General features: G+C 70.9%; 20 protein-coding genes and 2 pseudogenes. 11 read left to right on the top strand and 11 right to left on the bottom strand.

Going from position 1 to position 23,708, the window contains the following annotated elements:
• Positions 1-704 precede the first annotated feature (704 nt).
• A complete protein-coding gene (locus MM440_RS15000; RefSeq protein ID WP_241445323.1) occupies positions 705-1,136 on the top strand; it encodes an SRPBCC family protein in 432 nt (143 codons plus the stop codon).
• Here the strand turns inward: MM440_RS15000 and MM440_RS14995 are convergent.
• Positions 1,130-2,012 (bottom strand): annotated as a pseudogene (locus tag MM440_RS14995) (IS5 family transposase). The gene MM440_RS15000 and the pseudogene MM440_RS14995 sit on opposite strands and share 7 nt — an antisense overlap.
• Before the next feature lie 131 nt (positions 2,013-2,143).
• On the opposite strand from MM440_RS14995, the gene MM440_RS14990 reads away from it, so the two are divergent.
• Positions 2,144-2,677, top strand: a complete 534-nt coding sequence (locus MM440_RS14990) for an orotate phosphoribosyltransferase (RefSeq protein ID WP_241445321.1) — start codon at positions 2,144-2,146, stop codon at positions 2,675-2,677.
• 32 nt (positions 2,678-2,709) lie between these two features.
• On the opposite strand, the gene MM440_RS14985 is transcribed toward MM440_RS14990, so the two are convergent.
• Entirely contained in the window at positions 2,710-3,021 is a 312-nt protein-coding gene (locus MM440_RS14985; protein WP_241445319.1) for a helix-turn-helix domain-containing protein, read from the bottom strand.
• Between the two features lie 414 nt (positions 3,022-3,435).
• Between MM440_RS14985 and MM440_RS14980 the strand changes: the two genes are divergently transcribed.
• Positions 3,436-4,143 (top strand): nucleotidyltransferase domain-containing protein, encoded by a 708-nt coding sequence (locus MM440_RS14980; RefSeq protein WP_169797206.1) that lies wholly within the window; start codon positions 3,436-3,438, stop codon positions 4,141-4,143.
• Positions 4,144-4,360: 217 nt separating this feature from the next.
• Here MM440_RS14980 and MM440_RS14975 read toward each other — a convergent pair whose 3' ends face one another.
• Positions 4,361-4,861: a MarR family winged helix-turn-helix transcriptional regulator gene (locus tag MM440_RS14975; protein ID WP_241445317.1), complete on the bottom strand. Its 501-nt coding sequence runs from the start codon at positions 4,859-4,861 to the stop codon at positions 4,361-4,363.
• Positions 4,862-4,902: 41 nt separating this feature from the next.
• Between MM440_RS14975 and MM440_RS14970 the strand changes: the two genes are divergently transcribed.
• Positions 4,903-5,823: an EamA family transporter gene (locus MM440_RS14970; protein ID WP_241445314.1), complete on the top strand. Its 921-nt coding sequence runs from the start codon at positions 4,903-4,905 to the stop codon at positions 5,821-5,823.
• 286 nt (positions 5,824-6,109) lie between these two features.
• Here the strand turns inward: MM440_RS14970 and MM440_RS14965 are convergent, their stop codons facing one another.
• Positions 6,110-6,493, bottom strand: coding sequence for a hypothetical protein (locus tag MM440_RS14965; RefSeq protein WP_241445309.1), 384 nt, complete (start codon positions 6,491-6,493; stop codon positions 6,110-6,112).
• Positions 6,494-6,563: 70 nt separating this feature from the next.
• Between MM440_RS14965 and MM440_RS14960 the strand changes: the two are divergent.
• Together MM440_RS14960 and MM440_RS14950 are read left to right on the top strand one after the other, a co-directional pair.
• Positions 6,564-7,552 (top strand): annotated as a pseudogene (locus tag MM440_RS14960) (Dyp-type peroxidase).
• Complete coding sequence (locus MM440_RS14950; RefSeq protein WP_241445302.1) at positions 7,549-8,346, top strand: family 1 encapsulin nanocompartment shell protein; 798 nt, start codon at positions 7,549-7,551, stop codon at positions 8,344-8,346. The pseudogene MM440_RS14960 and the gene MM440_RS14950 overlap by 4 nt, the downstream one beginning before the upstream one ends.
• On the opposite strand, the gene MM440_RS14945 is transcribed toward MM440_RS14950, so the two are convergent.
• Positions 8,336-8,725: a hypothetical protein gene (locus MM440_RS14945; protein ID WP_241445301.1), complete on the bottom strand. Its 390-nt coding sequence runs from the start codon at positions 8,723-8,725 to the stop codon at positions 8,336-8,338. The two genes, MM440_RS14950 and MM440_RS14945, sit on opposite strands and share 11 nt — an antisense overlap.
• Positions 8,726-8,799: 74 nt before the next feature.
• On the bottom strand, positions 8,800-9,915 hold the full coding sequence (locus tag MM440_RS14940; protein ID WP_241445299.1) for an HAD-IA family hydrolase: 1,116 nt from the start codon (positions 9,913-9,915) through the stop codon (positions 8,800-8,802).
• A gap of 95 nt (positions 9,916-10,010) precedes the next feature.
• On the opposite strand from MM440_RS14940, the gene MM440_RS14935 reads away from it, so the two are divergent.
• Positions 10,011-11,003, top strand: coding sequence for a class I SAM-dependent methyltransferase (locus tag MM440_RS14935; RefSeq protein WP_241445297.1), 993 nt, complete (start codon positions 10,011-10,013; stop codon positions 11,001-11,003).
• On the opposite strand, the gene MM440_RS14930 is transcribed toward MM440_RS14935, so the two are convergent.
• Together MM440_RS14930 and MM440_RS14925 are read right to left on the bottom strand one after the other, a co-directional pair.
• A complete protein-coding gene (locus tag MM440_RS14930) occupies positions 10,978-11,604 on the bottom strand; it encodes a flavin reductase family protein (protein WP_241445295.1) in 627 nt (208 codons plus the stop codon). The genes MM440_RS14935 and MM440_RS14930 overlap by 26 nt on opposite strands.
• Positions 11,601-13,175 carry an inositol monophosphatase family protein gene (locus MM440_RS14925; RefSeq protein WP_241445293.1) on the bottom strand — a complete coding sequence of 525 codons (1,575 nt, stop codon included), beginning with the start codon at positions 13,173-13,175 and terminating at the stop codon, positions 11,601-11,603. The genes MM440_RS14930 and MM440_RS14925 overlap by 4 nt, the downstream gene beginning before the upstream one ends.
• A gap of 183 nt (positions 13,176-13,358) precedes the next feature.
• Between MM440_RS14925 and MM440_RS14920 the strand changes: the two genes are divergently transcribed.
• Entirely contained in the window at positions 13,359-15,047 is a 1,689-nt protein-coding gene (locus tag MM440_RS14920; RefSeq protein WP_241445292.1) for a S8 family peptidase, read from the top strand.
• Between the two features lie 63 nt (positions 15,048-15,110).
• Here MM440_RS14920 and MM440_RS14915 read toward each other — a convergent pair whose 3' ends face one another.
• Entirely contained in the window at positions 15,111-15,479 is a 369-nt protein-coding gene (locus MM440_RS14915) for a DUF2695 domain-containing protein (RefSeq protein WP_241445291.1), read from the bottom strand.
• 173 nt (positions 15,480-15,652) lie between these two features.
• The gene (locus tag MM440_RS14910) at positions 15,653-16,690 is read right to left on the bottom strand and encodes a universal stress protein (protein WP_241445290.1); all 1,038 of its coding nucleotides are present in this window, start codon (positions 16,688-16,690) and stop codon (positions 15,653-15,655) included.
• Between the two features lie 148 nt (positions 16,691-16,838).
• Between MM440_RS14910 and MM440_RS14905 the strand changes: the two genes are divergently transcribed.
• Entirely contained in the window at positions 16,839-17,489 is a 651-nt protein-coding gene (locus MM440_RS14905) for a histidine phosphatase family protein (protein ID WP_241445289.1), read from the top strand.
• 3 nt (positions 17,490-17,492) lie between these two features.
• Here the strand turns inward: MM440_RS14905 and MM440_RS14900 are convergent, their stop codons facing one another.
• The gene (locus MM440_RS14900; protein ID WP_241445288.1) at positions 17,493-18,974 is read right to left on the bottom strand and encodes a glutamate-cysteine ligase family protein; all 1,482 of its coding nucleotides are present in this window, start codon (positions 18,972-18,974) and stop codon (positions 17,493-17,495) included.
• Positions 18,975-19,106: 132 nt separating this feature from the next.
• Here MM440_RS14900 and MM440_RS14895 point away from each other — a divergent pair, with 132 nt between their 5' ends.
• Positions 19,107-20,333, top strand: a complete 1,227-nt coding sequence (locus MM440_RS14895; protein ID WP_241445287.1) for an exonuclease SbcCD subunit D — start codon at positions 19,107-19,109, stop codon at positions 20,331-20,333.
• Position 20,334: 1 nt separating this feature from the next.
• Positions 20,335-23,676, top strand: a complete 3,342-nt coding sequence (locus MM440_RS14890; RefSeq protein WP_241445286.1) for an AAA family ATPase — start codon at positions 20,335-20,337, stop codon at positions 23,674-23,676.
• The last annotated feature ends 32 nt before the right edge of the window (positions 23,677-23,708 follow it).

Below are 23,708 nucleotides of genomic sequence, written 5' to 3'. Positions count from 1 at the left end.
AGCGGTGAAGCCCTGCCGCGCCACGGATCCGGATTTGTCCTTCCGCTGCCCATGGGAGCCGGGGCTCGTGGTCCGGTCGCGCGCGGAGGCGGCCGTCGAGGAGTTGCTCGACCTCGGAATGGCGGGGGAGGTGGACCCGACGTCGGCGCGCGCCGTCGACGAGGCCGCGCGCCTTAGCCTTAGGCATCATCGTCGGTCGTAGCCAAGATCTCCGAGCCAGGGTGGTCGCGAAGCGGTCCGGGACGCACGTCCCACGAACAAGAGGAGTGAGGGGCCAGCGATGATGAACCTGGTGACAGCAGTGAATCTCGGCGATCCGGGCAGCTCACAGGTGGACGTCTCATGTGAACTGCTGCTGGAGTTCGAGAGCGGCAGCCGGATACCTCTCATCACCGATCGAGGTTGGGGGTCGACCGAGAAGTGGCCAACGGCCAGCCTCGCTGACTTGGAGTCGGTGGCGAGGATGGTCGTTGGCCCAGACGGTGCCACAGGTGACTTGACCGAGCAGGACATGGAGCGAGGACATTGGTCTTCGCTAGCACGCCAGGCGCAGGCTATGGGAGTTCCCATACAGGCTGGCGCCCTGGCCGAATTGCCGCTTCGGGTGGAGTTCTCGGACGAGGTTATTGCCCGAGTTTCACGGCCGCCCCGGCCCGCCTAGGGCGTGTTGCTAAAGGCTCCTGCCGGAGCGATAGCTTGGTTGTGTGCTTCGTGATTCCGTGACGGTGGTGGCGGACGTTGATGCCTCCGTCGAGGTTGTCTGGCGATTCCTGACGACTGCGCGAGGCGCATGGTGGCCTGAGATGCGTTTCGATGCCGCTGTCGGCTCTCCGCTCGTCGAAACCTGGATCGAGGAAGGCCGGCACGTAAGCGCGACGGGGAGCGTCACGCGATGCGACGAGCCGCACGTTCTCGGATTCAGTTGGACCGCGCAGGGCTGGGATCACCCTCTCGAGGTCGTGATCGAGCTCGCCACGCACGGACAGACGACCTTGGTCACGCTCACCGAGTCAGGATTCTCCCGCGCTCGGACCCCGAACTCGTTGCCTGCGGAACACGATGAGGGGTGGCGTTACCACTTGGCGCGATTGAAGCGTGTGAGCGAGGGCGAAGCAGTCGACGTCGATGCTCAGTGATCGCTGCTGCTGAGCCAGTGGAGGGTTGCGGCGAGGCAGAGACCGGCGTGGTAGTTCCGGGCGAGCTTGTCTGATCGGGTGGCGATCCCGCGCCATTGCTTGAGCTTGTTGAAGCACCGCTCGACGACGTTGCGTCCCTTATAGCGCTCGCGCTGCTGGTCGCCGAAGTCGATCGGGCGGCCGGACTTCTTCCGGCGGTGCGCGATCTGGTCGTCACGTTCGGGGATCGTCGATGCGATCCCTTGTCGGCGCAGCCAGGCACGGTTCGCCTTCGACGGGTAGCCCTTGTCAGCGAGCACCCGGTCCGGTCGAGACCGCGGCCGGCCGCGCGCGCCCGGGACACGGATCTCGGTCAGCGTCGCGGCCAGCATGCCGGTGTCGGCCGCCTGCCCGGGCGTCAGGATGAACGCGAGAGCACGACCCTTCCCGTCGCAGACCAAGTGGTTCTTCGTCGTCAACCCGCCGCGGGAGCGGCCGATCGCGTGATCAGTCGGCTCCTGCCCGAACTTCTTGTAGTTCGACTGAGCCCCCTGTGGCGCGCGGAAGGGTCGCCCCGTGCTGATGCACGCGCACGATCGTGGAGTCGATGGACGTGACCCAGTCCAAGTCCCCAGACCGCTGTGCGAGGGACTGCACCTGCTCCAGCAGTCGCGCCCAGACGCCCTGCTCGGCCCACCGATTGAAGTTCTTGTAGATCGTGTTCCAGTTCCCGAACCGCTCCGGGACGTCCCGCCACGGCGCACCCGTCCGGAACCGCCACGCCGTCGCCTCCACCACCGTGCGACGATCCACCGGAGGCCGACCCGTCGACTTCACCTTCGGGAACAACGGGCCGATCACAGCCCAGGCCTCATCAGAGATCACATTACGCGACACGCGTTCAAGACTCGCCGAACAGCCAGCCAGAGGGCGGTTTAGCAACACGCCCTAGGGTCGACGCACATCGAACATCGCGGCAGACCCGCTCGACCGCAGTGACACCTCTGCAAGGATGGGACGATCCACCCATGACCCACGAGCTGGAAGACCTCGCTGCCGACGTCGACGCTGCCTGCCGGATCCGCGGCACCTTCACGCTACGAAGCGGCACGATCACGGACGAGTACTTCGACAAGTACCGCTTCGAGGGTGACCCGGCCCTCCTGCGCCGCGTAGCCGAAGCCATGGTTCCGTTGTTGCCGGCCGACACCGAGGTGTTGGGCGGCCTTGAGCTGGGTGGTGTCCCGATCGCGACCGTGGTCAGCTCGCTCACCGACCTCCCCACGGTTTTCGTCCGCAAGGAGGCCAAGACCTACGGCACGTGCAGGCTGGCCGAAGGGGGCGACTTCATCGGCAAGACCGTCACGCTAATCGAGGACATCGTCACCACCGGTGGCGCGGTGCGGAACGCAGCCGTGGCGTTGCGCGAGCTCGGAGCGACGGTGCACACCGTCGTCTGCGCGATTGACCGGTCCGAGCCCCGGAAGAACACGCTCGGCGAGATCGAGCTCGCGACAGTGTCGCTCCTGACGAAGGCCGACCTCGATGCCGTGCAGCGCTGAGAGCCAACGGAATCCGGTGGGTCAGCCCACCGTCAGTGCGGGTCGGTTGCGGTCAGCGTAGCCGCCTTGTCGAGGCTGCCCGGCACGACGCGCCACTTGGCTGCCCGGCCCTGGCCGAGCATTTCCACGAAGCCGGCGGACCTTAGTGTCCCGAGATGGTCGAGCACGGTCGCCGGTCGGGACACGCGCACCCGCAGCTGCGGCACCGACAGCGGGACGTCGCTCTGGACCAGTGCCCGCGAGGTGCTAAGTCTGTGCCGATGTCCCAGCGCGTTCAACACCCCGACGATGTCGTGGACGCCGTCCAGCGGCCGGGCGGCGACGAGGGCGGGCGGCATGTCCATCCCTGCATCCGGACGCCTCTGAGCTGCGCGTGGTTCGATCCGCGGCTGCGGTCATTCGCTGCGGTGCATGATGGGCGCGTTCCCGTCCCAGGGGCGGCTGGTCACGCCAGGGGAAACAGAGACGAGAAGGAAATCGAAGCAGTCGCATGTTTGGGGGTGAGCGCTATGGTGCTGGTAGGCCCGACGGCGGCGCAGGCTGCGCCATCGACCCAAGCGTCGGCCAGTGCAGCCGAGGCATTCGCCGGATGGCGGTCGCCGACTCCGGCATAAGCAGCGGCGCGATCGTCGATACCTGATGTGGTGCTGCGCGCCCTAGAAGCCGCCGAACTGTGGGCCCGTTACGCAGGCCGCGCAATCAGATCGCGCTGACGTCGAAGCGCCGCTGCCGATGGGCGGATGTCCGAGAATGGCTGCATGGTGGACTTTCGGGCTCGAGCCCAACGCTTCGTCGAGGAACGCTTTCCGATCGCCGAGGCCTCGTTCCTCGGCGGCAGTGCCGCGACTGGCCGCGCTACGGAGAGTTCCGATCTCGACATCTTGGTCGTCCTTCCAGAGCAGTGGAAAGCAGATTCGTTCGTCGAGACCACGGATTACGAAGGCCAGTTGGTCGAGGTCTTCGTCTACGGCCGCGATGCGCTACAGAGCTGGCTCATCAAGGGACGCGAAGGACGTCGACCTGTGCTCGACAAGTTGATCGGCGAAGGGATTGCACTCACCGGTGGACGAGCCGCTCGTGACCTGATCGACGGTTCTCGTCGGGTGCTCGATCACGGCCCGGCGGATCCGGACCCCGCGGAACTTGGCGTTCGGGCGTACAGCTTGTCCGCCGTGCTAGACGACTTGGTGGACGTCGCCGATCCCGGTGAACGCTTCACGCTCAAGGCAACGGTTTGGCGGGAAGCGGCCGAACTCGCCTTGTTGATTCGCAGACGGTGGCTCGGAACCGGCAAGTGGTTATTTCGAGAGCTATTGGTCGGGCCGGATGAGTTCGGCCTGGTGGCCTGGGCAGCGGGCAGCCACGATACGGATGACCTTCTGAAGGCTGGCCGGGCTGTCCTCGATGCGGCCGGTGGGCGCGTGCAAGCTGGCTTCCTTCGCGGAGTTCGTCCTCCCGGCCTATGACCGCTACTGCGGCCCTGCGGGTGTACGCAGCCCGCGCGCTCATGCCGCGAATCGGACGTTGTCTGCCCTCAATACGCCCGAACTTGATACGCAGCCTGTCCAGTAACGAAAGGACCGCTGCCCTGGCCCCCTCCTGCTCGACACCACCCTTCACGGGTCAGCCCCCGACTTGCCGGGTGTCCACCTATTTGCTCTGACGCGCTGTAGTGCCCGGGCCTCAGGTCGCGTCGTGGTGACTGAGCCAGGCGCGAAGGCCGCGCTCTAGTGCCTGCTGGTCCGTTGCTGGGAGCTGGTCGAGAAGGCGTCGCTCGTTGAGCATGTGGTCGGTGAACGCAGCGTCGATGCGGCGCCTGCCTTCGGCGGTTAGGCGCACTTCGGTCGCTCGCCCGTCTCCCCCGTTGGGCTTGGTGCGCTCGACCAGGCCGTCGGCCTGGAGTCGATCCAGTCGCTTGCTGATCCCACCCGTCGTCACCATGGTCGAGCGTGCCAGGTCGGCCGGGCGCCGGGCATACGGAGCGCCGGCTCGGCGCAGCGTGCAGAGGATGTCGAAGTCGATCTCGGCTAGGCCGTGGGCCGCGTATACCTGTTCCAGCTCTACCGTCAGCGCCCGAGCGAGTCGGTGCAGCCGGCCGATCACGCCCTGCGGGGTCACGTCCACATCGGGTCGCTCACGCTGCCACTCGCGCTGAATCTGGTCCACCCGGTCCGCGTCGTTCATGCCCCTAGCATAATCCCTTCCAAGGAAGTAATCTCTCTTCCATGGAAGCAACATCCAAGACCACGCTGACTCTCTTGGGCGCAGTGGCACCGGTGACGTGGGGAACGACGTACGCAGTCACCACCGAGCTGCTGCCCCCGGACCGGCCGATGACGGCAGCCGCGCTACGGGCTGTCCCCGCTGGCCTCATCCTCCTGCTGGTCGCCCCGGAATGGCCGCGCCAATGGGATCGGATAATGGTGCTGTCGCTGCTCAACATCGGTGCCTTCTTCCCGCTCCTCTTCGTAGCGGCCTACCGCCTGCCTGGTGGCTTGGCTGCGGTGGTGGGGGCGGCCCAGCCGTTCATCGTGGCCGTTGCCGCGTGGTCGTTCTTCCGCGAGAGGACACCGGTCCGACAGCTGCTCTGGGCCCTGGTCGCGGTCCTCGGGGTCGCGATGACACTTGCCCCCGGCACCCAGGCGGTCGACCCCGTCGGCATCCTCGCCGCAACTGCCGGGACGGCGTCAATGGCGCTGGGAGTGACCCTGACCCGCGCCTGGGGGCCGACCTCGGGCCTGACCGGCCTGGGGTCCACCGCCTGGCAACTCCTGATGGGAGGGTTGATGATCCTTCCACTCATCCCTCTCTTCGATGACGGTCAGCTAGTCCTCAGCGCACGAGCCGTGCTCGGCTACGCGTGGCTCAGCATCGTTGGAGGCGCCCTCGCCTACGCCCTGTGGTTCCACGCTGCCCGCAGCCTGCCCGCCGCCTCCACATCCCTGCTTGGCCCCCTCAGCCCCGTCACCGCCGCCCTCTTGGGGTGGCTCCTTCTCGGCGAGACGCTGACCCTCCAACAGACCGTCGGCTTCGTCCTCGCCTTGGCCGCGGCTGTCCTGGGGCAGCGCCGTTCGGGCCAGCCTGTGCGGCGTCGACGGCGACGCCATTCATCACCGACCTCCACGTTGACCGCCGGGGGCCAGTGACGCGAACCGCTGCCAATTCGCACCCACTGGCATCTCCCACGCTCCCCCATCCAAACTCCGTGAGAGTCGCAGCGCACGGAAGCTGTTGCCGGATCAAAGTGGCGCTCAAGGGATCTACCCGCACGGGCGTGTGGCCTGGATCCTCAACACCCGGCATAGGGCCTACTTATGTGATCCAGCCCCCCGTTCTACGCGGAAACAAAAACCCACCAACTCGGACCGAGGGCCCGACTGGCACTCCGTGAAACGGCGCGAGCCATTGATCAGACAAAAGCCTCATCATCAATCATGATGAGGCAGATCTCGGCATGAACGCCGTCCGGTCTTTGCATCGCGACCAGCCCAAACGGGTCTCGAGGAGGTTGGCGGCGTCGGTGGGAAAGTCTGGCCAGTCCGGTTCGAGCGCGGTGCGGGCCAGGCCGAGCATCCCCCGCGCGCACGCCTCGAGGTCGGCGTCCAGCAGGTCAGCAAGCCGGTTCCCCACGCCAGGCAGGCTCACCTCGAGGCGACGCAGCGGATCGTAGGGGTTCGAGGACGGAGTCGCGCCGAGCCGCAGGCGCAAGGTCCACGCCAGACTCGTCGCCGCATACGTCCGGACGTGCGCGTTCGCCGCGACGCGCTCGCCGCTTCGGTAGCGGCCCACCCCGATGTAGAGCTTGACCAGGAACAAACGGATCTCCTTGGCCGGATCTGGCGGCGCGGGCGCCGACCCGAAGGTCAGGTCTCCCCCGTCGAGGACGGTGAACCCGGGCAGTGAGGACGCGGTGCGCGAGGCTCTTCAGGGCGTCTCCAGCCTCGCCCGCTCGGTGTCGTTCCGCCTCCCCGCCGACAACCTGATCTGTGTCGTCGGGATCGGGGCGCGGCTGTGGGACCGGATGTACGACCTGCCCCGGCCCAAGGGTCTACACCCGCTGGAGCCGATCGTGGGCGCGACGCAAACGGCCGTGTCCACGCCGGGGGACCTGCTGCTCCACCTGCGGGCCGAGCACGTCGACATGTGCTTCGAGCTGGCCCGGCAGATCGTGCTGAGCCTCGAGGGGCACGTGAAGGTCGTCGACGAGGTGCACGGCTTCATGTTCTTCGACGACCGCGACCTGCTCGGGTTCGTCGACGGCAGCGAGAACCCGGAGGGTCGGCGGGCGGTCGACACGGTGACGATCGGCGACGAGGACCCGGCCTACGCGGGCGGCAGCTATGTCATCGTCCAGCGCTACCAGCATGACCTCGGTGCCTGGGGCGCGCTCTCCGTCGAGGACCAGGAGAAGGCCATCGGACGCAGCAAGCTCGAGAACATCGAGATGCCCGACGACGTCAAGCCCTCCAACTCCCACGTCGCGCTCAACACCATCCACGACGCCGACGGCAACCAGCTGCAGATCGTGCGGGACAACCTGCCGTTCGGCAGCATCGGTGACGACGACTTCGGGACCTACTTCATCGGCTACGCCAAGGACCCGCCGTCACCGAGCAGATGCTGCGCAACATGTTCATCGGTGTGCCGCCGGGTAACCACGACCGGATCCTCGACTTCTCCACCGCCGTGACCGGCGCGCTCTTCTTCGTGCCCAACGAGGACTTCCTGGACGATCCAGTCCCCCAAGGTCCCGTAGACCGTTCTGCGACAACGAGTTCCACGTCGGGCTCGGGTTCGGCGGATGGTCATCCCGACGGCTCGCTCGGCATCGGACGGCTCAGCTCCCCCACCAACGGAAAGGTCGATCAGTCATGAACAACCTGCACCGCCAGCTGGCCCCCATCGCCGACGCAGCCTGGGACCAGATCGAGGACGAGGCGCGGCGGACCTTCTCCGAGCGCGCCGCCGCCCGACGGGTCGTCGACGTGCCCGAGGCCGCCGGCAGCACCTTGTCGGCGGTGGGCACCGGACACCTGGAGTCCATCGAGTCCCCCACCGACGGGGTCAGCGCCTCCCAGCGTCAGGTCCGCCCGGTCATCGAGCTTCGGGCGTCCTTCCGGGTGAGCCGAGCCGCCGTCGACGACGTCGACCGCGGCTCGACCGACTCGGACTGGTCGGCGGTGAAGCAGGCCGCCACCCAGATCGCCACCGCCGAGGACCGGACGGTCTTCCGCGGCGTGGCCGGCACCACCATCACGGGCATCGTGCCCGGCAGATCCAACGCACACGTGTCCCTGCCGCCGGAGGTCAAGGACTACCCCGACGCCGTCGCCAAGGCGCTCAGCGAGCTGCGCCTCGCGGGAGTCGACGGGCCGTATGCCCTGCTGCTGTCGGCCGACGTCTGGACCGCCGTCGCCGAGACCGCCGACCACGGGTACCCGGTCTACGAGCACGTGCGGCGGATCATGCACGACGGACGGATCGTCTGGGCGGCCGCGCTGGACGGCGCGCTGCTGGTGTCCGAGCGGGGTGGCGACTACGAGCTGCGGCTCGGTCAGGACCTGTCGATCGGCTACCTGTCGCACGACGCCGAGAGCGTCGAGCTCTACCTGCAGGAGTCGTTCACGTTCTTGATGAACACCGCCGAGGCGAGCGTCGTCATCGGGTGACGTCGTTGGTCTGTGCGAGGACCTCGGCCAGCACCTCGGCCTGCGCGTAGACCTCGTCGGCGCGGGCGCTGCCGGCCGCACCGTCCAGCGCCCGCAAGGTGTCGGCCTCGGCGCGCAGCGTCACGATCTCGTCGGCCACCAACCGGCGCAGCTGGTCCTCGGTGAGCTCGCGGCGTGCCCCGTCGGCCGCGCCGACACCCACCGCCGACTGCTCGACCGCCCCTGCGCGGTGCCGGGACTCGTCGAGCGGCACCGCAGAAGCGTTGTCCAGCAACGACATCGCCGAGCGGCACGCCGAGACCCGCACGCTGTCACGGGACTTCATGGCTCGAGTGAGCTCGGACCGCAAGGCTTCGCGGATGGTTGGCCCGGTCGTCATGGTGGCTACCCTCTCTGGTCCTGCTCTGGTCTTGGTCTGGTCTTGCCCGGTCCCGCCGGTCCCGCCGGCCAGGCTCAGTCGCGCCCGACGAGGCGGGGCAGGTCCGCCAGGTGCACACCGGCGAGCGTGTCGATGATGACGCGGCCGGGTCCCGGGGCGATCGGCGCTCCGTGCGGGACGACGATGGTGGTGATGCCCGCGGCGACGGCCGAGCTGGTGCCCGTCTCGGAGTCCTCGATGGCCAGACACTGCGAGGGGTCGACTCCGAGACGCTGGCAGGCCAGCAGGTAGGGCTGCGGGTGCGGCTTGGCGTGGGTCACGTCGTCACCTGCGACGACGACCGAGAAACCTTGGCCATGAGCGCGTCTCGCCACCCGCATGGCCACGCCCGTGAACGCCTGGGTGACCAGCGCGACGGGGATGCCGGCCTCGATCACCTCGGCCAGCAGCTCGCGCGCGCCAGGGCGCCAGTCCGGGTCGTCGTCGTCGAGGACCGACGACACCATGGCGACGAGACGGTCGGGGATCTCGTCGAGCGGGAGCTCTACTCCCCTGTCTCGCAACGTCTCTGCAGTGTGCGGCATCGGCTTGCCGGCGAAGGCGGACGGCTCCGGCTCGACCCAGTCGACGCCGTGCTCGGCGGCCAACGACACCCGCGCGAGGCTCCACAGCGGCTCGCTGTCGGTGATCGTGCCGTCCATGTCCCACAGGACCGCCGCGGGGCGCCACACGCACGGGCGCGGCCCGGCGGGGTTGGCCGTCTCGACGTGCTCCTTGGCGAGGCGCAGCTCGAGCTGCCAGGCCCGGGTGTTCTCCTCGACGTGCGCCCGCAGAGCGTCCGCGCTGAGCGCCAGCGCGTCCAGGCCGGACTCGACGACCTGCAGCCGACTGCCCCCGGGCACCGGGTCGATTGAGAAGGTCACCGTGGAGGACGGCTCCGCACCGAGGTCCCCACCGGACCAGCCGCGCCACTCGATCACCCGCGGCTCGTCGCTGCGCACCAGCAGGAAGGTGAACGATCCGTGCACCGGGTCGGTCACCGTGACCGAGCGGTCGTCGTGCCACCGGACGGTGTGCTCGCGCAGCGCGTCGTCGTTGACGAACCAGCCCGGTTGCGACACGAGCTCCCAGACCGCCTCCGGCGCGCGCTCGATCTCGATCGACTCGACGATCCGGTCCGAGTCCGTCATCGGCCCATCCCCTCGGTTGCCATGGCCCCATGCTGCCAGCCCACGGCCGGGTTGTCTCGACCGCCGGTCCTGCGTCGGCTGCTACGTTGACCGCCATGGAGACGTCGCCCGAGCTCGGTCCGGTCGAGCGGCTGCTGCTCGCCGAGGCGCCGGACGACGCCCGCTCGGTCCTCGTCATCGACGGCTCCCCCGCCCTGCTGGAGCGGTGCGCCGAGCGCTGGCCGCACGCCACGGTCTACCGGGACCGGTGCGACGTGGGCCCGAGCATCGAGCTCACCCCCGAGACGCTGGCGGGCGTGGACCTGGTGCTGCTGGTGCTGCCACCGTCGCTCGGCGGCCTCGCGGACTACGTCGAGCGGGTCGCCGCCTGGTGCAACCCGGGGGTGCGTGTGGTGTGCGCCGGCCGCAACAAGCACATGACGCCGCGCCAGAACGACGTGCTGGCACGTCACTTCACCCAGGTGCACGCCAGCCGTGGGGTCGGCAAGTGTCGCGCGCTGCACGCCTCCCATCCCGTAGACCCCCCGCTGCCCCGCCGTGGACCGCAGGCTCTCGTCGAGCCGAGCACAGGTCTCGAGCTGGTGGCGCACGGATCGACCTTCGCCGGCGCGCGGCTGGACGCCGGGACCCGGTTGCTGCTCTCGACCGCCTCGGACTGGCGGGCCGGCGACGCGGTGGACGTCGGCAGCGGCAACGGCGTGCTCGCCGCCGTCCTGGCCCGTCAGGGACGGACCGTGACCGCTGTGGACGTGTCCCGTGCGGCGGTCGCGTCCACGGCAGAGACATTGCGGCGCAACGGACTTGACGGCCGCGTGACGGTGCTGCTCGCCGATGGGATCGACTCGCTGCCGGACCGGTCGGCCGGCCTGGTGGTCACCAACCCGCCGTTCCACGTCGGCGCGGCCAAAGACTCGACAGCCACGCTCCAGCTCATCCAGCAGAGCCATCGGGTCCTGCGCGACGGGGGCGAGCTGTGGTGCGTCTACAACACGCACCTGCCCTACCTGGAGGCGGCTCGGAGGGCGTTCGGCAGGGCCAGGATCGTCGTTCAGGACCGTGGGTTCATCGTGCTGTGCGCTTCTCGCTGAAGGGAACTCGCCGGATCCGGCGGATCTCGCCGAGCAGCCCCCACTGGTCGCGCCCGAGCCGCGACAGCGGTGCCAGCGCCTCGATCTCGGGGTGGATGCGGCCGCCCTCCAGCACCCGGGCGACCGACTCGGAAACCGCCACGTGCTTGACCTCACCGATGACCAGGTGGCAGTCCCCCATCGGGATCACTTGGTGCAGAACGCATTCCAGCGCCACGGGCGAGTCAGCGACGCGCGGCGGTGCCACCGTCACGGAGGCCTCACGCTCGACCCCCTCGGCGTCGAACTCGCTGACGTCGGGTGGGTAGTCGGTGCTGGTGGCGTTGATGACCTCGAACATCGGCTCAGACGCGACGTTGACGACGAACTCCCTGGTGGCCTCGACGTTGTCGAGCGTGTTCTTGCGACCGACGGAGGTGAACGACACCATCGGCGGGTCGGCGCTCACGACGGTGAAGAACGAGTGCGGCGCGAGGTTGTCGACGCCCGTCGCGGAGCGCGAGCTGACCCACGCGATCGGGCGCGGCACGACCGAGGCGGTCAGCAGTCGGTAGGCACCACCGGGTGGCAGCGAGGCGATGTCGATCTCGTGGCGGCTCAACGGGATTCCTTGGGGTTGCGCAGTCGGCGGGTGAGGTGCGCGACGTGCTCGGACGACCCGACGGCGAACGGTCGCCTCTCGGGCAGCCGCCTGGTGCCGTCGGTCGGCGTCCCGCCGGTCGACACCCCGCCGGGCGGCGGACCGTCCGCCGGGACGCTGGCGCCGGTGTCGAGCGCCCCGTGCCAGCACCCCAGCTCGGCGGCCACGAGCGCCGCCGCGCCGTGGTCGAGGCTGTGGAAGGCGTCGATGACGCACACCGCAGCGCGGCCGAGCGCGGCCTGGGTCGTCGACCACGTCCCGGACCCGAGGACCCGGACGCAGGCCCCGGCCTCGGCGGCCGCGTCCTCCAGCTCCGCCTGGCCGGGCCACCGACGCAGCCCGGCCAGCTCGGTGAGGACCACACCACCATCCAGGCGCGCGTCGAGCCGGGTCCACGGGAGACCCGCCACCCGCACTCCCCCACCGGCGACGGCGTCGACGATCTCGCCCGTCAGGAGGTTCGCGACGACGCCGACCACAGGGGCGCCGTTGTGCACGAGGCACAACGAAAACGCCGAGATCCCCAGTCCCGCAGCGAAGTTCGTCGTCCCATCGACGGGGTCGCAGAACCAGGTCCACTCCGCGGGCTCGCCACCCGCCTCCTCCCCCACGACGGCGTGCTCGGGGAACGCCGCACCGATCACCTCGCGCACCCGCGTCTCGATGTCCACGTCGACGTCGGTCACCACCTCGTCGTCACCAGCACGGGCGGCCGGCTTCGCGTCGATCCGACCCGGGCCGGCAGCCGCTCGACGGACCGCGAAGCCGGCCAGCGCGAGTGCGACGTCGCGCGCTCTGGTCAGCGAGGGGTCTACGGGATCGGCGGGGTGGTCCGCGGCGGCCAGCTCGTTGACCCGACGCAGCAGGCCCATCCGGTTGGTGGTGATCGAGTCGGCGCCGAGCGCGATGAGCAGCTGCATCGCGCCGGCGTCGTCGATGGTCCACACCGACAGCTTGAGGCCGAGCGCGTGGCAGCGCGCCACGTCGGCGGGCACCAGCTCGTCGCCGGGGCTGTTGAGGTAGGTCGGGCGCAGCTCGGCCACCTGCTGCTCCAGCTCGGCGTCGCCGACCCCCTCCGCCGCGAGGTAGACCGTGGCGTCCGGGTCGAGCGCCCGCACCGCACGCATCGCCTCGGTCGCCCCGCACCACCGGGTGTGAGCGCGCGCCGGGTGCTCACGGACGACGGTGAACGCGAGGTCGGCGATGGCGGCGGTCGTCACGTCGATCAGCACGTCCGAGCGGCCGTCGACGAACAGGTCCAGCGCCTCCGCCAACGACGGGATCCGCTCACCTGCGCTGCGCAGGGCTGCGACCTGCTCCCAGCCGAGCTCGTCGACCCGCCGCGGGACGCCCCAGATCCGGGCGAGGGTCTGGTCGTGCACGACGACCGGGACGCCGTCGGCGGTCACCCGCACGTCCAGCTCCACACAGGTGGCACCGCCGTCGATGGCCGCCTGGAAGGCCGCCAGCGTGTTCTCCAGGTGCCCCCACGACTCACCGCGGTGGGCGCAGATCTCTGCCGTTCGGGTCATGCCCGGGCTCGCTCCGTCACGGTGGCCAGCCTAGCCACGCCCGGGCCGATAGGGCGGCGACCCGACAGCGCAACGAGGGGCGACTGGCACCCCACCCCCTGCAGACAACACCTGAGAATGCGCTTATCCTGACGCCACCCATCCCCCGTTGGGACATCGTCGTCCCACACCAAGGAGAAGCTCATGCGCAGGACCGCCATCACGGTCTCCGGAGCAGCCCTCGTCGCCCTGTGCGGCGGGCTGGCCAGCACCCTTCCGACCGCCAGTGCCGACACCACCACCCCGGAGCGACAGCTGCTCGTGCTTGCGAAGGATGGCGTGTCCGACTCCGCGGCCCGCGCCGCCATCGCTCGTGCCGGCGGCACGGTGAGCAGCGCCAACGTCGCCATCGGGCTCTACGACGTCTCGACGAAGGCCGGCGCGTTCAGCGCCGACGCCATGGGCTCGGGCGCCATCCAGGGCGTCGCCCGTGACCGGGTCATCGGGCGCTCACCCGATGCTGCGGCCGCGCGCGCCAAGAACAAGGACGTCGAGAAGGCCCTCACCGACCGCGCCGTCGGCAACACCAAGGGTGTGCCCAAGCCCGCCGTGCCCACGTCCGGCGAGCCGCTCGCGGGCTACCAGTGGGACATGCGGATGATCCGCACCGAGGCCGCACACCAGATCGCGACGGGGCGCGGTGCCCGGGTCGGTGTCATGGACACCGGCGTGGACGCCGACCACCCCGACCTGCGAGCCAACGTCAACCGAGAGCTGAGCCGCAACTTCACGGTCGACATGCCGGACATCGACGGCCCGTGCGAGGACGAGCCCGACAAGTCGTGCAACGACCCGGCCACCGTGGACGAGGGCGGCCACGGCACCCATGTCGCGGGCACCATCGCGGCGGCGGTCAACGGGCGCGGCATGGCCGGCGTCGCCCCGAACGCCGAGATCGTGAACCTGCGCGTCGGCCAGGACTCGGGCTTCTTCTTCCTCAAGCCCACCGTCGACGCGCTCACCTACGCCGCCGACACCGGCATCGACGTGGTCAACATGAGCTACTACATCGACCCGTGGCTCTACAACTGCGCCAACAATCCGGCCGACTCGCCGGAGGCGCAGGCCCAGCAGCAGACCATCATCGCCGCCACCAACCGTGCGCTGAAGTACGCCTCCAGCCGCGGCATCGCGCTCATCGCCGCGGCCGGCAACCAGAACACCGACCTCAACAACCCGACCTTCGACGGCAGCTCGCCTGACTACCCCGAGGACGCGGCCTACGACCGCACCATCGACAACTCGTGCGTCAGCCTGCCCACGGAGGGCACCAACGTCATGTCGATCTCGTCGGTCGGCCCGAGCAAGCTCAAGGCCGACTACTCGAGCTACGGCACCGAGCAGGTCACGGTCGCCGCGCCCGGCGGGTACTTCCGCGACTTCTACGGCACGCCGCAGTACGGTCAGTACCAGAACCTCATCCTCTCGACCGTCCCGAAGAACGTCCTGCTCGCCGACGGGCTCATCGACCCAGCCACGGGCGCTCCGAAGACGGCTGCCGTCATCCGCGACTGCACCGGCGGCGAGTGCGCCTACTACCAGTACCTCCAGGGCACCTCGATGGCCGCCCCGCACGCCACCGGTGTCGCGGCCCTGATCGTGTCGCGCTGGGGCCACCCGGCCCCGAAGACCGGAGGACTGGACCTCGCGCCGAAGCAGACGCAGAAGATCCTCGAGAAGACCGCCGTGCCCACCCCGTGCCCGGCGCCGGTCTACGACTACCCGGACCGTCCGGACGCCTACACCGCCAAGTGCGAGGGCACGACGGAGGTCAACGGCTGGTACGGCCACGGCATCGTGGACGCCCTCAACGCGGTGACCAGCCGCAAGTAGCACGTAGCTCGTCCCGACCGCCCCGCGGGCTGTGGCACCTCGTGTCGCAGCCCGTGGGGCGCGTCAGTCCGTGCCTCCGCGGGTGCGCTCCCAGTGGCTGCACGGGTGGGCCGACCCCTGCCGCACCCGCTGGCACGGCGGCAGCGTCGCCGGTGACCCGCCGTGCAGCTCGCGGAGCCGGGCCACCACCCGGTAGGCCGTGAACACCACCCGGCAGTCGCACGTCGCCGACGCGCTCGCCAGCCGTGACGCGAGCGCCGTGGCCCGGGGAGCCCGGGCGTCCCGCCAGCGCATCGTCCAGCGCAGTCCCCCGTCGCACCCGTGGACCGCGAGCACGCGGTAGACGAAGCAGGCGAGGCACTCGTCGGCGAAGGGCTGGTCGAAGGGCGGCAGCACGGCGCGGCGGCGCGAGGCGTGGGTCGCGGAGGTCATCTCGCTCCTCGGATCGGTGGCGTGGTCCCACCGTTGTAGCCGACCGACGCCGGGGCGCGTGGCCTCGGTCCTGCGCCTGTGGACGACGCAGGGGTCAGCGATCCCGTAGACCCCCTGCGTGAGCCAGCGTGCGCCTGCTCGCTCCAGCCGGCACCGGCTGGCTTGGCCGGCGGCTAGGCCTTGTGGTCGCTGCCGCGGCGGACGATGCCGACCGGGCAGGCCGACCGGGCCATCACCTCACGGCTGGTCGAGCCCAGCAGCATCCCGCGGAAGCCACCCCGGCCGCGGCTGCCCACCACGACCAGCTCGGCGGCCTGGGAGGCTGCCGCGAGCACCCGACCTGGCGTGCCGCGCACGATGGACCGCCTGACCTCGACCTCGGCCTGCCCCTGCCGACCGCTGCCCTGCGCCCCCTGAGCCGCCGGAGACCCCTGAGCGCCCAGCTCCCCCAGCGCCCGCTCCAGCAGCGCGTCCTGCTTGGCGCGCATACGGGTGAAGGCCTCGCTGCCCTCCTCGGTGGGGACCACCCCGCCGTGGAAGTCGAGAGTCCAGGCGTGCAGGAGGGTGAGCGGGACCCCGCGGGCCGCCGCCTCGTGGTACGCGAACTCGACGGCTCGTGCCGCGTCCGCGGAGTCGTCCACCCCCACCACCACGCCACGACGCCCGTCCGTCCCGAGGACGGCGTCGACGATCAGCTGGTTCGCGGCACCGTCGGTGCCCTCGGCCGCCTCGGCGGTCTCCTCCTCGGTGCGCGGCCGTGGCACCACGATCACCGGGCACTGGGCGTGCGCCGCCACCGCCAGCGAGACCGAGCCGAGCAGCAGCCCGCGCCAGCCTCCCTGCCCCCGGGTCCCGAGCACCACGATCTCGGCCTGCTCGGAGGCCTCGAGCAGCGCCGCGGCGGGGTTGCCCCACTGGGCGCGGGTCGTCACCGGCAAGGAGGGGAAGCGCTCGGCGCAGCGGGCCTTCGCGTGATCCAGGATGTCTTCGGTGGCCTTGCCGATCAGGTCGTCGATGTCGCCGCCCCAGCCCAGCTCGTGCGGCGCGGTGGCCAGCACCTCCTGAGCCATGATCACCTCGAGGCTGCTGCCCCGCTCCAGGGCCCAGTCGGCCGCCCAGTCCAGCGCTCGGTAGGAATGGTCGGAACCGTCGAACCCCACCACCACCTGGCAGGTCCCGGGGGTCTCACCGTCGGAGTTGTTCCTGGTCATGGCTGGCTCCTTTGCCCGCTCGCGAGGCGCCCGCGTGGCCACCTCGGCTCCACCTCTGGCACGTGTCCCACGCTATCAGTGGCGCGCTCGACAGCGCCGCGCCGCCCTCGGCATCGCTCGGCATCGCACTGCCGGTTAGCCTTCGAGGGTGACGACCTCCACCCCGGCCCCTGCGGGGCGCCCCACGCCCAAGCACCGGCTCGTCCTGATGCGCCACGGCCAGACCGAGTGGTCGACGGCCATGAAGCACACGGGCCTCACCGACATCCCGCTGACCGAGCGCGGCGAGGAGCTCGCCCAGGACATCGCGCCGATGATGCGGCTGTTCGACTTCTCCCTGGTGCTCTCCTCGCCGCTGCAGCGCGCCCGGCGCACGGCCGAGCTGGCCGGGCTCACCGACGTCGAGATCGAGCCCGCACTGGTCGAGTGGGACTACGGCGGCTACGAGGGACTGACAACCAGCGAGATCCGCGAGCGCCTGGGCTACGAGTGGAACGTCTGGGACGACGGCGTGGTCCCCGGGGAGTCGCCCGGGGAGACGATCGAGCAGGTGTCGGCGCGCGCCCGCAGCGTCATCGACCGGGTGCGCCCCGCCCTCGACGTCGGTGACGTCGCCCTGGTGGCGCACGGTCACCTGCTGCGCGTGCTCGCCTCGGTGTGGCTGCGCACCGAGCCCCGCTTCGGGGCCCAGCTCATCCTCGACCCCGGCGCCATCTGCGTGCTCGCCTACGAGCGGCACAACCCCGCCATCCAGCACTGGAACCTGCTGCCTCTCGAGGAGGCGCTGCCGGTCGACTGACCCTCACGAGGTCACCGACGGGAGCTCCCAGGTGTGCACCGGCTCGTTGGAGTGCATGCCGTCGACGTAGCGCTCGAGCATGCCCGCGAGCGCGTCGTTGCGGGACAGGCCGCGTCGCTCGAGGGCGCCGACGCAGTCGGACTGCCAGGTCGCCCCGTTGGTCTCGCTGGTGCAGCGTCCCTCGATGATGTCGAGGTAGCGGTCGCGCAGGTCGGCGTCCACGCCCCACATCTCCAGGCCGCGGTGCGCGAGCGGCAGCAGGTGCCGCAGCACCAGCTCGTCGACCGGCACCTCGCCGCGACCGGGCCAGTACTGCCGGGCCCGCAGCCCGCGCTTGGCCCCGTCGGTGAAGTTCTCGTGCGCCGCGTCGAACGACAGCCGGCTCCACAGCGGTCGGTCGTCGGAGGCCAGCGCCCCGACGAGCCCGTAGTAGAAGGCGCTGTTGGCGACCGTGTCGACGATGGTGGGGCCGGCCGGGAGCACGCGGTTCTCGATCCGCAGGTGGGGCATGCCCGACGAGTTGTCGTAGATCGGCCGGTTCCACCGGTAGATCGTGCCGTTGTGCAGGCGCAGCTCGCGCAGGGTCGGGACGCCCCCCTCGTCGAGGACCGCGACCGGGTCCTCCTCGGACATCTCGGGCAGCAGCGCCGGGAAGTAGCGCACGTTCTCCTCGAACAGGTCGAAGACCGAGGTCACCCACCGCTCGCCGAAGAACACCCGCGGCCGCACACCCTGGTTGCGCAGCTCCGGCGGCCGGGTGTCGGTGGCCTGGTAGAACAGGGGCACCCGGGTCTCGTCCCAGAGGCGGTTGCCGAACAGGAACGGCGAGTTGGCCCCCAGGGCGACCTGCACGCCCGAGATGGCCTGCGCCGCGTTCCAGTAGGACGCGAAGTCGGTCGGCGAGACCAGCAGGTGCATCTGCATCGAGGTGCACGCGGCCTCGGGTGCGATGGTGTCGAAGTACTGCGAGAAGCGCTCCCCCGACCGGCCCTGGATGTCGATGAGGACGTCCTCGCCGCGGGCGTCGAGGATCGAGTCGTTCAGCGCCTTGTAGCGCAGGTCGGGCGACAAGACCTCGGCGGACATCGCCTCGGCCGTCAGGGTGGGCAGGATGCCGACGCAGACGATCCCGGCGTCCGGCACGGCCGCGTGGGCGTCGTCGAGCTCCGCGCGCAGGTTGTCCTCGAGCTGGCGCAGGTGGTCCCCGTGCAGCGGACGCGGGTCGACGTTGAGCTCGATGTTGAACCGGCCCAGCTCGGACTGGAACGCCTCGGTGGTCACCGACAGCGCGCTCTCGTTGGTCATGCTGGGGCGCAGCTCGCGGTCGACGAGGTTGAGCTCGATCTCGAGGCCCACCATCGGGTCGGTGTCCTCGAAGTGACTCGACGACAGCATCCGCGCGAAGACGTCCAGGCACTGCTGGACCTTCTCGCGGTACTGCTGACGCTCGCGTCGGGTCACGATGGAGCTGATCTGTTCACCCATGCGCGCCATGGCACCACGCCCACCCCCGCTCAGGGGGCCAGAAACTCCCACCAGGACGCGATTCCCACCAGGTGGACGGCCCTCGGCGTGGGAGAGGGGGGTGTGTCAGACCCGCCACCTAGCCTGGCGAGCATGAGGTTCTTGCACACGTCCGACTGGCACCTGGGGCGCTCGTTCCACCAGGTCGGCCTGCTGGACGCGCAGGCCGCCTTCATCGACCACCTCGTCGAGACGGTGCGCACCGAGCGCGTCGACGCGGTGCTCGTGTCCGGTGACGTCTACGACCGCGCGCTGCCCGCACCGCCGACCGTGGACCTGCTCTCCGAGGCGCTGTGCCGCCTCCACGACGCGGGCGCCACGGTCGTGCTCTCGAGCGGCAACCACGACTCGGCGATCCGCCTGGGCTTCGCGTCGCGGCTGCTCGAGACCGCCGGCGTCCACGTGCGCACCTCGATCGAGGGCATCACCCGCCCCGTAGAGCTCCCGGGCGCCCGCGTCTTCGCCCTCCCCTACCTCGAGCCGGCCGTCGCCTCCGCGGCCCTGGAGGCCGAGCAGCGCACCCATCAGGCCGTGCTGGGCTCTGCGCTCGCCCGCGTGGCGCAGGTGGCGGACCCGACCACCCGCACGGTGGTCATGGCGCACGCCTTCGTGAGCGGCGCGGTGTCCAGCGACTCCGAGCGCGACATCGCGGTCGGCGGGGTCAGCGCGGTGCCGCTCGACCTGTTCGACCACGTCGACTACGCGGCGCTGGGGCACCTGCACCGGCCTCAGCTGCTGAGCGAGCACGTCCGTTACAGCGGCTCGCCGCTGGCGATGAGCTTCTCGGAGGCCGGCCAGACCAAGTCCTCCTGGCTGGTCGACCTGTCGACCGACGGGCGCGGCGCCGACCACGTCGTGGCGGTGCCGACCCCCGTGCACCGACCGTTGGCCGTCGTGCGCGGGACGCTCGACGAGCTGCTCCGCGGTCCCCAGCACGCCCACGCCGAGTCGGCCTACGTGCAGGCGGTGCTCACCGACCCAGCCCGACCGCTGGGGGCCCTCGACCGGCTGCTCGCCCGGTTCCCGCACCTGCTGCAGCTGACCTTCGAGCCGGCCGGGGCGCCTGCCTCCCGCGCCCGCTCCGAGCTGCAGGTCAGCACCCGCACCCGGCTCGAGCTGTGCAGCGACTTCCTCGCCCACGTGCGGGGCGGGGCCGGCCCGACGCCTGCCGAGGGCGAGATCCTGCGCGAGGCGATCGAGGCGACCAGGCCCGAGCACCTCGACGAGCCGAGCGTCGCCGTGAGCGCCCCAGCGCCGGCACGGGCGCAGGCCGACCTGCAGGCAGTCCAGACCAGCCTCTTCGACCACGAGGTCGCCTGACATGAGGCTGCACCGCATCCGCATCGAGGCCTTCGGGCCGTTCCCCGACGTCGTCGAGCTGGACTTCGACGAGCTGGGCGAGGCCGGGCTGTTCCTCGTGCACGGCGCCACCGGCTCGGGCAAGACCAGCCTGCTGGACGCCGTGACGTTCGCGCTCTACGGCGGGCTGGCCGGGGCGCGGGCCGAGCAGCACCGGGCATCGCTGCGCTCGGACCACGCCGGCGTCGACGCCGTGCCCAGCGTCGAGCTCGAGCTGACCATCGGGTCCCGCCGGCTGCGCGTCTGGCGCCAGCCCTCGTTCGAGCGCCCCAAGAAGCGGGGCGGCGGCACCACCTCGGTCCAGGCGCACGGTCGGCTTGACGAGCTGGTCACCGGTGACTGGGTCAACAGGTCGACCCGGCTGGACGAGATGGGCGACCTCCTCGGCGAGGTGCTCGGTCTGGGGCGCGAGCAGTTCGCCACGGTCGTCCTGCTCCCCCAGGGCGACTTCTCCACCTTCTTGCGCTCCCCCAACAAGGACCGCCAGCAGATCCTCGAGCGGCTCTTCGACACGGCAGGCTTCCGCGCGGTCGAGGAGTGGCTGGCCGACCAGCGTCGCGCCGGCGAGCAGCGACTGGCCCAGGTCCAGGGCACGCTGAGCCACCAGCTGCGCCGGGCGCACGACGCCGTGTCACCGCTGCTCGACGAGAGCGACCAGCCGCCGCACGAGCTCGACCGAGAGACCGTCGCGGACCAGCTCGTCGCCTGGTCCACCCTCGTCCACCACGCGACCACCTCGGCCGAGGCGACCCTCGCCACGGCACGCACCGCCGCCGACGACGCCGACGCTGCGGCGGCCGAGGGCCGGCGGGTCGCCGCGCTGCAGGCTCGGGCCGCGCAGGCCCAACAGTCGTTGACCGCGCTCGAGGAGGCGACGCCGACCGTCGACCTGGCGCACCAGACCATCGCGGACGCCGAGCGAGCCCGGTCGGTCTGGGGCTACCGCGACGCCGCGGTCACCGCGAGGGCCACCGTGGCCCAGCGCCGCCGTGCGACGGCCCAGGCGCGCGCCGGTCTCCCCGCGCTCCCGATCCAGCCCGCCGCGGACCCCGACGAGACGGTGGTCGCCGCCTGGCTGGACGAGGTGCGGGGTCAGGACGACGTGATCGCCACCCTGGCCGAGCACCTTCGCCGGCTGGATCAGGCCACGGCTGCTCAGCAGGCCGCCCACGCCCAGCACCGGTCCGCACAGGAGACCGCTGCCCTGGCGACCCACGCCCAGGCCGACCACGAGCGGCGGGTCACCAACCTGCGCGAGCAGGTCACCGCCTTGACGCAGCTCGCAGCGCAGGCCCCGACGGCCGCTCGCCGGGTCGCGGACCTCGCCGCGCTGGACGGTGGTCTGGTGGCCCTCGGTCAGAGCCTGCGCGAGGCGCAGCGCGCCGGTGCGCAGCTGGCCCGGCTGGACACCGAGCACGCGCAGGCGCGTCACCAGCTCGCCGAGCTGCACGCCCGGCGCTCCGCCGACCTCGCCGCCGAGCTGGCGGCCGACCTGGGCGACGACGCTCCCTGTCCCGTGTGCGGCTCGACGGTGCACCCGGCCAAGGCATCCATCGCCGCCACCGTCGCCGTGTCGCGCGAGGACGTCGCGGCCGGTGAGGACGACTGCGAGCGGATCAGCGCGGCTCGCACGACTGCGCACGGTCGCCACGTCGCGGCCACCGCCACGGCGCGTCAGCAGCGAGCCCAGCTGCAGGCCCTCGCCCAGTCCTGTGCCGATCTGCTCGACGTCCCCGCCGGGTTGGCGGACGAGGGTGACACCTCCGGCGGCAAGGCAGGCTCCAGCGGCGAGGCCGGCCCCGATGGCAGCGCCACCTCCGTGAGCGACGACTCCGTCATCGACGACGTGGTCCGGGTCGAGGCGTTCCGGTCCGGTCCGGTGGCCGAGGCGCTGGCGGCGGCGATCAGCGAGCGCGAGCAGGTGCAGGCGGCGGCCGACTCGCTCCCCGCTGCCACCGAGCGCACCGCCGCCTCCGAGCACGAGCAGGAGCGCCTCGCCCAGGCAGCAGCCCAGGCCCAGCAGCAGCTCACCGAGACCGCGGTGCGGGCCCGCGTGGCCACCGGAGCGCTCACCGAGGCGACGGCCGAGGTGCGCGGTCTGGCCACCCGGCACGCCGAGACCTGCCCGTGCGTCGACCCGCACGCAGCGGTGGCGCCGGCCCGAGACGAGCAGGACGATCAGGGTGACCGGGCCGACACGGACGCGGTCCTGGCCCACGCGGCCGCTGACCTGGCCGACCAGGTCCGCGCGGCCGTCGGCCGACACCGCGCCACGGCCCTGGCCGCGGCCACGCTGAGCGACGCGCTCGCCGAGCAGGCTCGGGCCGACCAGGCGCTCAGCGATGCCCTGGTCAAGCTCGAAAATGCTTATACTGCAGAGGGATTCGCTGACGAGCAGGCCGTGGTGGACGCACGACGCGAGCCGGCCGCCATCGACGAGCTGCGTGTCGTGGTGCGACGCCACGGTGACGAGCTGGCCGCGCAGCGCGCCATCCTCGCGCAGGACGACGTGGCCGCGGTCGTCGACCTGCCCAGGCCGGACCAGCTGGGTCTGGAGAGCATGGCAGCCCAGGCGCGGACGGCCCTGCAGCGTGCCACGGCTCGGCAGGCCGAGGCGGTGGCCATCCGCACCGCACTGGACGCCCGCAGCCAGGACGTGCTGGCAGCACTCGACGACGTCGAGCCCCTGGCCGAGCACGTCCGCGTGATGCGCGATCTCGCGGAGGCCTTCGCGGGCGGCGGCCGGGACAACACCCGGCGGATGAGCCTGACCTCCTTCGTGCTCGCGTTCCGGCTGCGTGAGGTCGTCCGGCTCGCCAACGAGCGGCTGGCGCCCATGACCGACGGGCGCTTCACGCTCGAGCACTCAGAGGAGCTAGCCGCCAACGGCGGCCGCAGCGGGCTGGGTCTGAAGGTGCTCGACGCCTGGACCGGCATCTCGCGCGACACCCGGTCCCTGTCCGGGGGCGAGACGTTCATGGCCTCGCTCGCGCTGGCGCTCGGCCTCGGCGACGCCGTCCGCGCCGAGAGCGGCGGGCTGCGGCTGGACACCCTGTTCGTCGACGAGGGGTTCGGCTCCCTGGACGAGGACACCCTCGAGCTCGTCATGGGCGTCCTCGACGAGCTGCGCGACGGCGGCCGCACCGTGGGCCTGGTCAGTCATGTCTCCGAGCTGCGCAGCCGCATCCCGGCCCAGGTCCTGGTCCGTCGCTCCCCGACCGGCAGCGACGTGCGCGTCACCGGCGTGGGTGCCGGCTCCGGACTGCCCGACCCGGCGACGGCGACCGACGCCGTGCCGGCCTGACATCGGCTCCGACCACGCCGCGAGCTGGTCCA

The sequence above is a fragment of the Arsenicicoccus piscis genome, assembly GCF_022568835.1.
In the GTDB taxonomy this organism is placed as follows: Bacteria; Actinomycetota; Actinomycetes; order Actinomycetales; family Dermatophilaceae; genus Arsenicicoccus; species Arsenicicoccus piscis.
This window is presented reverse-complemented; position numbering and strand designations above follow the sequence as displayed.

Coding starts and splice junctions, on each gene's coding strand:
- MM440_RS14990 (WP_241445321.1), top strand. CDS start 2,144: ATGACCCACGAGCTGGAAGACCTCGCTGCCGACGTCGACGCTGCCTGC.
- MM440_RS14985 (WP_241445319.1), bottom strand. CDS start 3,021: ATGGACATGCCGCCCGCCCTCGTCGCCGCCCGGCCGCTGGACGGCGTC.
- MM440_RS14980 (WP_169797206.1), top strand. CDS start 3,436: ATGGTGGACTTTCGGGCTCGAGCCCAACGCTTCGTCGAGGAACGCTTT.
- MM440_RS14975 (WP_241445317.1), bottom strand. CDS start 4,861: ATGAACGACGCGGACCGGGTGGACCAGATTCAGCGCGAGTGGCAGCGT.
- MM440_RS14970 (WP_241445314.1), top strand. CDS start 4,903: ATGGAAGCAACATCCAAGACCACGCTGACTCTCTTGGGCGCAGTGGCA.
- MM440_RS14950 (WP_241445302.1), top strand. CDS start 7,549: ATGAACAACCTGCACCGCCAGCTGGCCCCCATCGCCGACGCAGCCTGG.
- MM440_RS14945 (WP_241445301.1), bottom strand. CDS start 8,725: ATGACGACCGGGCCAACCATCCGCGAAGCCTTGCGGTCCGAGCTCACT.
- MM440_RS14940 (WP_241445299.1), bottom strand. CDS start 9,915: ATGACGGACTCGGACCGGATCGTCGAGTCGATCGAGATCGAGCGCGCG.
- MM440_RS14935 (WP_241445297.1), top strand. CDS start 10,011: ATGGAGACGTCGCCCGAGCTCGGTCCGGTCGAGCGGCTGCTGCTCGCC.
- MM440_RS14925 (WP_241445293.1), bottom strand. CDS start 13,175: ATGACCCGAACGGCAGAGATCTGCGCCCACCGCGGTGAGTCGTGGGGG.
- MM440_RS14920 (WP_241445292.1), top strand. CDS start 13,359: ATGCGCAGGACCGCCATCACGGTCTCCGGAGCAGCCCTCGTCGCCCTG.
- MM440_RS14915 (WP_241445291.1), bottom strand. CDS start 15,479: ATGACCTCCGCGACCCACGCCTCGCGCCGCCGCGCCGTGCTGCCGCCC.
- MM440_RS14910 (WP_241445290.1), bottom strand. CDS start 16,690: ATGACCAGGAACAACTCCGACGGTGAGACCCCCGGGACCTGCCAGGTG.
- MM440_RS14900 (WP_241445288.1), bottom strand. CDS start 18,974: ATGGGTGAACAGATCAGCTCCATCGTGACCCGACGCGAGCGTCAGCAG.
- MM440_RS14895 (WP_241445287.1), top strand. CDS start 19,107: ATGAGGTTCTTGCACACGTCCGACTGGCACCTGGGGCGCTCGTTCCAC.
- MM440_RS14890 (WP_241445286.1), top strand. CDS start 20,335: ATGAGGCTGCACCGCATCCGCATCGAGGCCTTCGGGCCGTTCCCCGAC.